This window comes from Clostridium cellulovorans 743B (genome assembly GCF_000145275.1).
GTDB lineage: Bacteria > Bacillota > Clostridia > Clostridiales > Clostridiaceae > Clostridium_K > Clostridium_K cellulovorans.
Window position 1 is genome coordinate 2737223 of sequence record NC_014393.1, and the last position, 13397, is coordinate 2750619.

Sequence of the window (13397 nt, forward strand, 5' to 3'; positions counted from 1 at the left end):
TAAAAACAACTTCTTCTTGGTAATAATTGAAATAACAATATATTACAAGAAGGAGTTGTTTTTTATGTCAAATGTGTCGAAAGAATTATTGAGAGAATTTATAAAGGAGCAGAACTTTACTAATGCTAATGAAGTATTAGATGCCATAAAAGGAATGTTTAGAGATGTTTTACAAGAGGCTTTGGAAGCAGAAATGGATGAAGAATTAGGTTATGGTAAGTATGATGTAACAGAAAAAGCAAGCGATAATAGTAGAAATGGCTATTCAAAAAAGAAAGTTAAAACAGAATTAGGTGCAATAGAACTGAATATTCCAAGGGATAGAAATGGAGATTTTGAACCTAAAATAGTACCAAAACATCAAAGAACCATAAATGGAATTGAAGATAAAGTATTATCGCTTTATGCTTCGGGAATGACAACAAGAGATATATCTGAACAGGTTAAAATTTATATGATGTAGATATAAGTGCAGAAACAGTGTCAAATATAACTAATAGGATATTGCCAATGGTATCAGAATGGCAGAATAGACCTTTAGAAAACACATATGCATTTGTCTTTATGGATGCAATCCACTATAAAGTAAGAGAAGAGAAACAGATTGTACTTAAAGCAGCTTACGTAGTAATAGGCGTAAGCCTGGACGGCGAAAAAGAAGTGTTAGGAATATGGATTGGTGCAAATGAGAGTAGTAAGTTTTGGCTTTCTGTTCTAAATGACCTTAGGAATCGAGGCGTACAAGATGTACTAATCTTCTGTGTTGACGGCCTAAACGGCTTAAGGATGCGATTGGCGCAACATTTCCATTCGCTAGAATTCAACGATGCATAATACACCAAATACGTTCTAGTATGAAGTATATACCATATAAGGATAAAAAGGCTTTTGTTGCAGATCTGAAGTATATATATGGTGCCGTTAATGAGGAAGTAGCTATGGAATATTTGATAGCTTTAAAGGATAAATGGTCTCAGAAGTATCCAAACGCAGTAAAAAGTTGGGAAGATAATTGGGATAATTTAAGTACATTCTTTGCCTTTCCTCAAAATATAAGAAAAATAATATATACTACAAATGTAATAGAGAGCTTAAATAGTCAATTTAGAAAAGTAACAAAGACTAAGCTAATATTTCCTAATGATGAAAGTTTATTAAAGATGCTATATTTAGCAGTTCAAAAAATATCAACAAAATGGAATAGAAATTATCGTGAATGGGATTTAGTAATCAATCAATTAAAAATAGTATTTAGCGAAGTGTTTGAAAAAATGGCATAAAAAGAACCTTAATCTAGAATTAAATCTAAGATTAAAGTCCCTTTAGTAAATTTCCTTAGGTATATTATGTGCAATAAATGTTAATAATATACCTATGAAGGAAATAAATTGTTCTTCACTAATATACATACTTAGACAAAAATCCAAGCCTGTCTAAGACTATAAATTAATGGTTATTTCCAAGAAGAAGATAAGAATACACGAAATAATTTACAGGCTCGATTTCCAGCTTAGCTGGTCCAAGAAAATGTCCGCACCCCCGTCCTCAATATTATTTATATTGATTGAAGTTATTTGAAATTTAATTAAATTCAGCATATTCATTATCTATTTCAATCTATAATTCAAATTTCTTAGTTTACTAACTTATTTTTAAGCTCCAATATCTTCTCCTTTGAAAGCTCTGTCAGTTCAATTATATCGTTTATAGAATCGCCTCTTTTAATCATTTTTTCTGCTACCCTTAAAGCTTTTTCATTTGCTCCTTTTTCTTCTGCCGACCTAATCCTTGTTAACTGGTCACGAAGTTCTGCTTCTCTTGCTTCATATATCATTCTTGCCTTTTCATCTTTGCTTATTATCTTCAATAAATTGTATGCCTTCTTAATGCTTTCATTCTTTTCAGCAAGCATCTCCATCACCCCTTTCGATTTTCCATCTAAAAATTCCATCCATTGTATGATTGGATCATCTTCGTTTATTTCTATCTGCTTATCAAATAGTTTCGGTATCTCAAGAAAATGCACCTCAAGTATATCTGTCAGTTTATGTCCTGTTTCATCTTCTATTAAGTGATAACTGGTATGAAGTTTATTTAAAGGTATGCATTTAAAATCTACTATATTTATTGTTATACATTTCTTAAGCTTATCATAAGTATCTCCTGGTTTTACTTGAGTTGTATACATCTTACTCCAATAAAATAAGGTTCTCTCTGGCATAAACTCTGTTGGCAGCACTTGAATTTCAATGTCTATCTGCTTTCCATTTACAGTTTTAACTCTAACATCAAGAATTCCTTTCTTGTCTTCTTTAAATTCTCGAAACAACTCTGTATTTAATATTTCAATACCTACAAACTCTCTTTCCGGCAAATTCAATACTGCACTTAAGAATGCTATTAACAAGTCTTTATTTTTCTCATCTCCAAACAAAAGTTTAAAAACAAAATCTATTTTAGGTGACATTATAAAATTATCATCAATTTTTTTCTTAGTCATTTAAACACCGCCCTTTGAATTACTATTATATATATTCTTTATTATTATTTTATCAGAAATAATTTTTCTATTCTATAATTAGACTACAAGATATGCAAATTTATAGCAATAACACTAATGTACATTTAGAACTCTAGTGCTACATTTTTGTAAGCGTCAAAGAATTACCGAATAGATAGTGAAAATTTCTTTTGCTAAAATTACAGATAGTAAGATAAATGGGGGGCTGTAATATCAAAGGAATTAGTCAACTCAACCTGGAAAGAACTTTTAGATAAGTTTCATTCTTATGAATGAACTATAAGTGGCTTCTGCAAGGAAAATAACGTTACTAAGAGTCAACCTTACTATATATAGGAAAAAATCTGAGCAATCAAATAAATTAGTATTTCATGCTATATTCCTAGCTGATGAGCTAACTACTAACCAAAAGACATCAGAGAATAATTCGAAAGTATGTCTTAATTCTAGCAGTGCTTACAGAGTTATGCTAAATATTGATAAAGTAACTACTGTATATTTAACCTGTGGTGTGACGGATTTAAGTTAATTTCTGCTGTATTAATAACATTACCATCCTCAATTATTTTGTATTGGTAATTATACTTTAGTTTTGCTTGTTCAATCTTTAATTCCATTTGTTAATCTCCCTATGTAATTTTATTTTATGAAATCATAAATTGTAGAATCTACAATAACTCGTGGGTTGTCTTTTGTTTTCTCTAAGATTATTTTTATTAATTTTTTATAATCCTTAACTCCTCTATTTATGTTGATGGTTCCATGATTTATTCCACCTTTGATTTCTACCCATTTAAAGTTCATGATTTTTGCGACTTGGTATGTCGAGATTTCTATTTTTCTAATATCTTTCCACAAAAGAGTGTTGTTTCTATAACCAAATACATTTCTATAGGTAAGCCCTTCTTCAGTTACTTCATAATATTCGAAAGCTGCTGGTATATACATAATTGTTGCGAAAATTGCACCAGACCACATAAAAATCTTACGTTCAATTTTATTATCAAAATATGCAATACTATACATTCCAATAATAGCAAAGAACAACAATATTAAGAGATACCCTTTATTTTTAAATCTCATATCATCACTTACTCCAATCGGAATTTTTTGAGTCTTTCCTGCAAATCTTCTTACGTTTCTTTCTATCCATATTTTAATATAGGTAAGTATCCTTTAACAATATCCTATTCTAAAGTAATTATCCATAATCTAAATAGTTCCTGTGATTTCATTCACCTTTATCCTAGAAAAAGCAGTTAGATATTTTAATAACATCTAACCGCACTATATTTAAGCAAAAATTCTACATGATAAATAAATTTCTACGTTTATTTAAGTGGCAAATCTTTGGGTGGTAAAAATACTATACCAAGTAAAGCAATTATCGTGATGACAATGGCACTAATAGTAGATATAATTTTTTTAGACTTTGGAGTTCTTTTGTTTTTTAAAATTGGAATTAACAGTACATCCATTAGCATAGAAAATACTATTAAAAATACTTTCACTATATTAAAAGCCATACGTCCATCTCCCATGTCACCATAATAGCGAATTAACCATATGACAGCTATCATGAATATGCCGAAAATCGTCGCTCCTAAGTACGTAAGAAAATTTTTTATGTTTCTATTTTTTCTTACAAGTTGTATGATTGTAGCCACAGCTAGCAAGACAACAATTCCTATCATAAACGCAATAGCACCTTTCTGTCCCATACACCTAGCAATTAGCATCCCTATTATAGGCAGTACTATATAAAGTCCTTTATCTACTTTATCATGTTCTAAATCTAACATTGCTAACACTTTTTTCTTTATTTTGTCTATCATTATTTATCCTCACTTACGCCTTTTTTCGTCTAACGAAAGTATCATTTTTTCAGTTATTTGTCTTGTTTATGCTTTGACATCACTTTTATCTCAATAGGGTATATTATAAAAACAAATAAAATACCTATTCCTAGAAGATCTAAATGCAAACCTATTCCTACTATAACAGGTGATTCTATTTAAATCACTGTCCGAATTTACATATAATAAATCTCTTAACTTCCTCATATCTATATTTCTAAACTTTAATTATCGAAAGTATTTTTTATATAATTGTATTCTATACCATTAAGTTTTATTGATACAATAGTTCCTCTACTTCTATAAGTATAATAAATTTTTATCCTCAAAGATTAACAACTCTAAATAACGAATTATAGACCCCAGATGAAACTAATGCTCCTTCTGAGGCCTATAATTCTATTTAATAGATGTATATTTACATTTAATAAAATAATTATACTCGAAAATTTTTGTTTTCTGCGAAGGCACTTATGAAACCTGTAGTGTTGAAGTTGCTATTTTTTCACTAGATATAGAACTAAAAATAAATTTATTAGGGTTACAATTATTGTTTGTATGCTAATCTTTATTGTATCTACCAAACCGCTCCCACCTTGTGCCTTAATTTTATTCCATTTTACAAATAACATTTGGTAAATTACCCACACTAAGCCAAAAGATATACTCAATATAAACTGAAAATCAATTTGAATTGGCTCCTTGTTAACAAAATTTCCAAACATAATCCAAATAATAAAAACTATAGCAGTTATGACTACACAAAAAATACTGTATAATCTTTTTTACAATTGTCACTTACCTCACCACCATGATTTTAACATAGGTATAGCTGACAGTTTTTATCACGGATATGACTAATCCTCAAAAAAGTTCAGACCAATTCCCCTCTGCATTGTAAATTAACACAAGCACAACTTTTAAATATTTATGCCAGATTAACAATCCCACTAATAAAATACCAAAAGACCTTCCGAACCTCCATGAATAGAAGTTCTAAATGTCTTTAGTGGAAATCAGCGCCTTTCTAATGTCGGTTAGTTACCAAAATCACAGTTGAATAAACAATTGCTTCGTATATAAATAACATTTTTTGTATTTATATTTTGTTTTTCTTTACCCATCTCCCAATAATGAATTGACTTCTCTTAGGACTTGAAAAAATGAACGCAAAAGCGGCGATTATTACCATATCAGCAATACCAAAAAAGATAGTAATTACATCAATTTTATGAATAATTGAACCATTTATACCTAATATATATATCAACACTGCAAATAAACCTAACATTAAGTGTAAAAAAATCAAACTATAATAAAAATATAATAGAACTTTAGGAATTTGCATTTTAAAACGAGTATATAATAAATGTTCCTTAAATGACTGTCCTTTTTTCCTTTTTATTCGTTCCCTCCTTCTCATTTGATGCTCAATAATAATAGAAAATATTAACCAAAAACTAAAAACTATTAAAAAGAATCCTCCAGCTATAATTATCATTGTCCCTATAATATCCATTAACGCACCTTGTATAATGAACTTACTATGAGTTCATTATACTTTTCCTTTCCTAAATATAATTTACTATAATAACATAAGACGCTGTGGATTAGTTTTCTCACCTATAGCTATAATAAAGGGCTTATCTTTAAGTAATGCTTTTACAGCCATGATATTTTGCTTTGCCAATTCGCTTTCACTAGTTTTTACAGAACCAATTTGCAAATCTAAAAAGAAATGATTGAATACATCAAACATAGTACTTACCAAAGCCCTAATCTCACCTTTGTTATTTTTATTGCCACATTCACCAAAGTTAGCTTTGTTTTCATCTGAGTTTGGAACTTCTGCTCTACTTCCATCTATAGCAAACACCATATAATCGTTCCACAGTATTGGTTCTTCAGAAAAATAAAAGGATTGAAGATATTCTTTATTTAGAAATGAAAAGACTTCTTAGTTTAATTTTTTTCTTTGTTGTAAAAACCCTTGTTTTGATATATTCATAGAAGTGGCTCCTTTTTCTATAAAATATTTATGAAGTTCCATTTCCGTAGTTAATCCTTTTTTAGAAAGAGTACATAAAATAATCTCTTCTAGCGGCATCTTTCTTTTCCTTGTGAAGGATTTTTCATCATTTAAGTGAGCATATTCTCTTACTGTATTAGAATTTATAATATTAACTATCTTTTTAAATCTCTCTCTATAAAGATCATTCATAAAAACGCCTCTTCATTTATATTAACCCAATATATAACGTAAAAATCTGATAAGCAGTAAATGCTTATCAGGTTGCCTTAAGTTTATGATGTTGGGTAAAACCTGTGGTATTCGTTAAACAAAAACTCCACTAAAATATACATTTAGTGGAGTACTTGTATTTGGATTTTTTGTTTTTCTCATAATACTTCTGAAACACGAAATCTTGAAGTTTCTATTATATTTTCTGAGCAGAGTAACTCATAAATACATTCCTTTCATGTTCCCTGTTCCAATAATAGTAATGTTTTAAAAGATACATTATTCCAACATCTTGTAAAACTATGTATTGGGCAAAATTATAAGTTGGATAAAAGTTTCCCAGTTCTTCTGGTTGTATAAAAAATCTAATTGTCTTAAACTTTTTACTAGTTCACTTTCATTTAACTTATCATTTGAAAATAAAAATATGCTATCATACTAGGAATCATGTGAACATAAAAATGAACCTAGCAGTGACCATTGTTAGTGGTTTACTAGGTTATAATAATATGATTATATTACATTTAAGTATTTATCTCTATTTCATCCCATGCTTCATCTCCAACTATCCACTCAAATGCGTGATGTCTCCACTTAGCAATGCAATTAATACGTTTCTTCTCTTCAATATTTAAATTGCTAACAGATTTATTATTTACCATAAAGTCATTTTGTTCTATATCAAACTGCTGTATATCTTCTAAAACTTTTTCATATTGATGCCCAAACACTGATTTAATAACGTCTTTAACAGACTTAGTTTAAATATTGAATTATTACACTCTACTGCTCTCCAATGCCATAACATCGAAATTTCATTCTGTAGTTGTATGTCTTCATTGGCTTGTAAACTACGAGTATCGAGTAATCTCTCCAATGTATGATTCATGCCTATTTGCAACACTGGATGAAAGTCATCTAAAACAAATTGATTATAACTTGATAACTTCTTTACCAATCCAATCGTCCACAAACATGGTTCTATTGTTTCGTATTGAACTTGGATAGATAATATTTCATTTTTATTTCCGCTACCTACCTCTTGTTCAAACAACAATTTTTCATTTTTTGTCATAAAATCAGTATACCTGTTGTTTTGTTGCCATTTGTATATAGCTATTCTTTGTTCCTCTCTTTGTTTCTTTGAATATGCTCTTCCACCAATCGTCGACTTCTCTAAAGCACATCTATCTGATACGCATAAAAGTATTACTGACCTTGCTATAATTTCTTTAGCCTTCTTCACTATTATCTTTTTCCCTTATGCTTATTTAAATAATCCGAATCCCCCCTGACCATTAGGTCCTGGATAAAGTATTTCTTGCAATGTCGGACTTTGATGTTGATTTTTTGGGACTAACCTAATTTTCCCCGAAGCATCAGCTGGATGATGCCATGCCCAATCCTTTGACGGATTTTTTAATGGACCTTTACCACTTTTCATATAATCCATAACGTTATATCCAAAAAAGTTATCTATTTCACTTTTAAACTGATTATGAGTATATTGTTCTTACATTGTTTTCAGCCTTGAAATACATTTTGCCGTTGTCTTGTCCTGTAGCCAGGCCATATGCTGATCCTGAGTAATTAATTTGTGTAGTACAATTTGCTAATGGATTATTTGCAGCATTATCATAACCATAAACTAGATAATCATCACTTCAATATTATTTATCATAAACAATATGTTTTAATATAAGGTAATTTATTTTCTTATTTCTATAAAAATGATGTTTCTCAATACAGAAATAGTAATTATATGTAAATAATTATAGTAACCTCATCTTCAAAAAAATTACTATATTTTTATATACAAGAAAGACACCTTATACCAGTAATTGCTTACCTGTATAAGATATCTTTATATAAATAACTACAATTTGAAACATATTGTAAATATAGATTACCAAAATAAAAGCCCAGAATCCTGGACTTTTAAATCAACTTAATCTTAAATATATCGGTCAAATTATTCTTTTCAATTCTTCTCTTAATCTCTTCATTATCAAGGGAATATAATCCTAAAGACTTCATCCTATTGAAATACTCAGCACCTGAGAAAGTATATCTATTTTTTCTTCCATCAATAGTAGACTCCCTATAGTTTTCATAAGAAATAATATCTCCAATGGCTGTACTAATAGGAAGAGTTAACAGTGGCATACCAATGCCATATCTAACAGCATTGTAACCTGCTAAAGATCCTGTTGCCATAGCTTCAATGTGCCCCACAAATAGTCCACTCTTTTCTCCAGCAACAAATAAATTATCAAGTCCTCTTACTCTCATATCATTTGTTCTAGGCGATACCGCTAAGTATCTTATAGAATTTCCTATTCCGCCTGCATATGGATCTGCATATTTAGCAAATTCAAGTCCTGGAATTTTTCTTAGTTTTTCTAGTGGATAATACGTGGACATCAGCTTGGCGTTAGCAAGGTGAACAAAACTGCAACTTTTATAGAAGTGTTCGAAACCATTGAAACAGGCTCGTCTGCAGTATATGAGGATTTGCCTGAAAATACTTTTGCGGAGAAAATATTTAAGCTTAGGATGCTTCATGGGCTAACTCAGCGTCAGTTTGCTGCTAGGTGTGGGATTGGATATTCAAGTGTTTGTAAGTATGAGCTTGGATATACTCCAAGCTCATATAATCTAGAAAAGATAATAGATGCTTTAAATTTAGATATAAACTATTTTGATTAACAGAAAGTTTACTCTTTCTGTTACATTTATTTTTTATTTAGTCATTAATAATAAAAACCAGAACTCTCCTACATTATTCCACTTAATATCATATTCATTATTTAATAATATATCTACTTGTTTTCCTCCAATTGGAGTATTCAAATGGATTCTGCCTATTTTAGCTCCTTGGGATATATCATAATCCCAACATTTGTAACTCTTTTTTTTGGGAAAAACAAAATTCTTATAGTCGTTCATAACTAAAGCTATTCCAATATCTGCTTCATTATTCTCGCAATAGCGCTCTAATAAATGAACGTCTTGATAAACATCCTTCATAAAAATATCTGTAGCTCCTCGATTTCCTCCAGATGATGCTTTTGTCTTATAACATTTCAATTCTAAAGCTATTTTATATACACTAACGCCCTTACTAACAATAACCATAATATCGACTTCTCTAGTACTTTTACCGTCACTTATTGTAGTTTCAAGTTCAATCTCAATAAATTCATCATCTCTAAATATAATTAGTGGAAGCATACTTTTAAGAATATACGCATACTGGAGTTGCATAGAAGCTTCTTTATTAATTAAAATTAATCCATTACCAACTTTTTTAGAAAATATCTCCCAAGCAACTTTTATTAGAGAGATGGTTCTGATGTTTATATTCTGATTTTCATATAATTCCTCATAAAAAGAGTTTTTATATGATTGCATTTCACTGGTTCTGTAAGAATCCTGTTCATATTTATTTGGAACTTTGTTATTAACGTCTGAGTTTCTATTTTGATTATTGTGCACTATCTCTTTAGGATCTTCGAACTCAATTTTGCAGTAAACATTTTTATACCATTCAATAATATTTAATAATTCAACATTATTATCAAAAATTAATTCATTAATGGGAAGCTCCCTAGGTTGTTCCTTCTGATTTGAAAACTCACCAATCTTTGTAAGTCTTCTAAGTGAGCCTTTTGATCTCAAATAATTATATGTATTATTAGGATGATCTCCATTACACCATTGACTAATTCTTGCATTATCTATATTCTTAGGACATAATAACTTAGCAATTTCTTGTATATCCTTTTGATTTATCCAATAGTTATCATTTTTATCTAAAATAAAATTTTGATATGTTTTTATTAATGTTGCTATCCAAACTGCTGTCGGAACACTGTTAGTGATATTTCTTGCGATTATCATTAGAATTTGTCACTCTCCAAATCATTGTTAACTTCTTATTTAAAAGTTTAAGTCAGTATAAAATTGCTTCCAATACATTTTTCGATTAATAGCATATAATAGATACTAATCCCACTCTATGATTGTATGTTATCACCATGTGTTAGATGGTGTTTCTTGGTGTATTTATTGTATGTATTATATCTATTTTATAATATTTTTTAGGTTTTCGAAAAAATATTAGTACGATTTTAGTACGGTTGTGCTAAATATTTTTAATACAACTCTTAATAAATACCAAATGAATACACTTCTTATATATGTATATTAAGAAATATTAACATATCGATATAACTTGACTAATGTTAAGAATCCAATCTTTAAATAATACAGTATTTAATATTAACGCTATTTTCTGTGATAGTAACTAAACTTAATGCGTACTTTAAATAATACAGTATTCTATATTAACTAGCATGGTAAAGTTTTCAGTCCTCTTTTCTTCACTCTTTAAATAATACAGTATTCAATATTAACTTTTTGTGCTCTATCTTCTGCCTGCGAATGAACTGCCTTTAGATAATACAGTATTCAATATTAACATATCGATATAACTTGACTACTGTTAAAAATCCAATCTTAAAATAATATAATATTTAATATTAATTATAACCTCTGTATAAGTATATACATCATATTCATCTTTAAATAATACAGTATTCAATATTAACATATATGATCTGCTCCATACTCTCTAGTAGTAGCTGTTTTAAATAATATGGTATTCAATATTAACTTCCAATCTTGGCGCATCTTCATACACACTAAAATTCTTTAAATAATACAGTATTCAATATTAACCATATTTGCATTTGGCTTTGTTCTTGGGGCAGTCACATTTAAATAATACAGTATCCAATGTTAGCCTGTAGTAAAATGTACTACTGACATACTTACAACTACCTTTAAATAATATAGTATTAAATATTAACAGTTTCAAAATAAGGTTAATCACAGAAAAACACTGTGCTTTAAATAATATATTATTCAATATTATCGTATAATGTTTACATTGGGATGGAGAAATGATGATCACTTTAAATAATACAGTATTCAATACTAACATTCATGCAATTAATGAAACCGAGGATATTGTCATCTTTAAATAATACAGTATTGAATATTAACGAGTTATACGATCAATCGATAAATGGATTGTCATTCTTTAAATAATACAGTATTGAATATTAACTGAATTTATACGTCAACTTCGTCAACATCGTCATGACTTTAAATAATACAGTATTTAATATTAACGCATTAGGACACAGCGTAGAAATGACAATGAATGTCTACTTTAAATAATGCAGTATTCAATATTAACTAAGCCAATACGATGATTGTTGTGGTGATGCTCCTTACTTTAAATAATATAGTATTCAATATTAACCCGATTCACTAGGCGTAACTATAGATGACATTATAAACTTTAAATAATACAGTATTCAATATTAACCAACAAAGCTAATTAAATCTACTTCAAATTCTATATTCTTTAAATAATACAGTATTCAATATTAACCTGCATGGGATGGTACAAGTGATATAACAGCTACTACCTTTAAATAATACAGTATTCAATATTAACAAATCAAAGAGCATAAAGACAATATTGTTTTCTTAGACTTTAAATAATACAGTATTCAATATTAACAGTGACAAAGGTAAAAAATATAATTTTATTTTTAATCTTTAAATAATACAGCATTCAATATTAACTTACATACTTCAGAATTTATCCTTCTAACTAAATCACCTTTAAATAATACAGTATTCAATATTAACTAAAAAGAAGGAGTAGGGAATGAAAGATTTTGCTTTCTTTAAATAATACAGTATTCAATATTAACGTGATAAAGCAGCCACATGTTCCTATCTTTATCACTCTTTAAATAATACAGTATTCAATATTAACGCCAATTTTAACAACTCTTCTGCCTTTTTCAGTTTTCTTTAAATAATACAGTATTCAATATTAACTTGATAGAAAAGTTGATTTTCGTACTTTGGCTGTTACCTTTAAATAATACAGTATTCAATATTAACGTTTTCCGTAGATACAATAAACAGTTATTCGCTAGTTGCTTTAAATAATACAGTATTCAATATTAACTCAGAATCGTCTTGATAATCATCTAAGACTATAAGGTCTTTAAATAATACAGTATTCAATATTAACATAGTATCGCGTCCGCTACTTCGATCTGATAATCAAACTTTAAATAATACAGTATTCAATATTAACCATCTAACTCATCTAAAGGTATATCCTTAACTTGTAGCTTTAAATAATACAGTATTCAATATTAACATATACCAAATGAAAACCGTGGGCATACAACTATCTTCTTTAAATAATACAGTATTCAATATTAACAGACCTTTTATTAGTTCTAATAATATTATTATTTCATCTTTAAATAATACAGTATTCAATATTAACAGATCATAAGTGAAAGACCGTCCGCCATAGCGTTATTCTTTAAATAATACAGTATTCAATATTAACAAGAGATTTGGCTAATAAGAAAGCTGTAGCAATTTTCTTTAAATAATACAGTATTCAATATTAACAGATAACCTTGGTACTCACACGTTGCGTAAAACGTTCTTTAAATAATACAGTATTCAATATTAACGATTAAAAGCTTTAACAACTGAACCATTGTTTAGTATCTTTAAATAATACAGTATTCAATATTAACACTACCAGTGGGACGATGCCAGGAGGAATTGCTTCCTTTAAATAATACAGTATTCAATATTAACCTGAACTTATGTATAGCTCTTTTGCTTTATCTCTATTCTTTAAATAATACAGTATTCAATATTAACC

At 28.7% G+C, this 13397-nt stretch carries 13 protein-coding genes, 1 pseudogene and 1 CRISPR repeat array (1 of these 15 cut by a window edge); of the genes and pseudogenes, 2 read left to right on the plus strand and 12 right to left on the minus strand.

The genetic code is table 11. The features are described from left to right. Positions 1-64: 64 nt before the first annotated feature. Positions 65-1280: pseudogene (locus tag CLOCEL_RS11565) on the plus strand (IS256 family transposase). Positions 1281-1633: 353 nt separating this feature from the next. On the opposite strand, the gene CLOCEL_RS11570 reads toward CLOCEL_RS11565, so the two are convergent. The 11 genes from CLOCEL_RS11570 to CLOCEL_RS11620 all read right to left on the minus strand — a co-directional run bounded on the left by CLOCEL_RS11570 (position 1634) and on the right by CLOCEL_RS11620 (position 9043). After that, positions 1634-2500: an Rpn family recombination-promoting nuclease/putative transposase gene (locus CLOCEL_RS11570; protein ID WP_010075366.1), complete on the minus strand. Its 867-nt coding sequence runs from the start codon at positions 2498-2500 to the stop codon at positions 1634-1636. Positions 2501-3009: 509 nt separating this feature from the next. Next, on the minus strand, positions 3010-3138 hold the full coding sequence (locus tag CLOCEL_RS23690; RefSeq protein WP_010075368.1) for a hypothetical protein: 129 nt from the start codon (positions 3136-3138) through the stop codon (positions 3010-3012). A 22-nt stretch (positions 3139-3160) separates the two neighbouring features. After that, positions 3161-3604, minus strand: a complete 444-nt coding sequence (locus tag CLOCEL_RS11575) for a PH domain-containing protein (protein ID WP_010075369.1) — start codon at positions 3602-3604, stop codon at positions 3161-3163. Positions 3605-3852: 248 nt separating this feature from the next. After that, positions 3853-4356, minus strand: a complete 504-nt coding sequence (locus CLOCEL_RS11580) for a hypothetical protein (protein ID WP_010075370.1) — start codon at positions 4354-4356, stop codon at positions 3853-3855. Between the two features lie 1120 nt (positions 4357-5476). Beyond that, complete coding sequence (locus tag CLOCEL_RS23495; protein ID WP_242655151.1) at positions 5477-5650, minus strand: hypothetical protein; 174 nt, start codon at positions 5648-5650, stop codon at positions 5477-5479. Positions 5651-5962: 312 nt separating this feature from the next. After that, on the minus strand, positions 5963-6256 hold the full coding sequence (locus tag CLOCEL_RS22315; protein WP_010075373.1) for a hypothetical protein: 294 nt from the start codon (positions 6254-6256) through the stop codon (positions 5963-5965). A gap of 78 nt (positions 6257-6334) precedes the next feature. Beyond that, positions 6335-6598, minus strand: a complete 264-nt coding sequence (locus CLOCEL_RS22320; RefSeq protein ID WP_010075374.1) for a hypothetical protein — start codon at positions 6596-6598, stop codon at positions 6335-6337. Between the two features lie 545 nt (positions 6599-7143). Further along, positions 7144-7350: a hypothetical protein gene (locus CLOCEL_RS11605; RefSeq protein ID WP_010075375.1), complete on the minus strand. Its 207-nt coding sequence runs from the start codon at positions 7348-7350 to the stop codon at positions 7144-7146. After that, positions 7320-7865 carry a DUF4272 domain-containing protein gene (locus tag CLOCEL_RS11610; protein ID WP_010075376.1) on the minus strand — a complete coding sequence of 182 codons (546 nt, stop codon included), beginning with the start codon at positions 7863-7865 and terminating at the stop codon, positions 7320-7322. Before CLOCEL_RS11610 ends, CLOCEL_RS11605 begins: the two co-directional genes overlap by 31 nt. 21 nt (positions 7866-7886) lie before the next feature. Continuing rightward, on the minus strand, positions 7887-8072 hold the full coding sequence (locus tag CLOCEL_RS11615; RefSeq protein ID WP_010075377.1) for an HNH endonuclease: 186 nt from the start codon (positions 8070-8072) through the stop codon (positions 7887-7889). Positions 8073-8557: 485 nt separating this feature from the next. Next, on the minus strand, positions 8558-9043 hold the full coding sequence (locus CLOCEL_RS11620; RefSeq protein WP_010075378.1) for an FAD-dependent oxidoreductase: 486 nt from the start codon (positions 9041-9043) through the stop codon (positions 8558-8560). 18 nt (positions 9044-9061) lie between these two features. On the opposite strand from CLOCEL_RS11620, the gene CLOCEL_RS11625 reads away from it, so the two are divergent. Next, on the plus strand, positions 9062-9328 hold the full coding sequence (locus CLOCEL_RS11625; RefSeq protein ID WP_010075379.1) for a helix-turn-helix domain-containing protein: 267 nt from the start codon (positions 9062-9064) through the stop codon (positions 9326-9328). Between the two features lie 33 nt (positions 9329-9361). On the opposite strand, the gene CLOCEL_RS11630 is transcribed toward CLOCEL_RS11625, so the two are convergent. After that, positions 9362-10522, minus strand: a complete 1161-nt coding sequence (locus CLOCEL_RS11630) for a hypothetical protein (protein ID WP_010075380.1) — start codon at positions 10520-10522, stop codon at positions 9362-9364. Between the two features lie 357 nt (positions 10523-10879). Further along, positions 10880-13397: direct repeats of the CRISPR family, unit length 29 nt; unit sequence CTTTAAATAATACAGTATTCAATATTAAC (it continues 129 nt past the right edge of the window).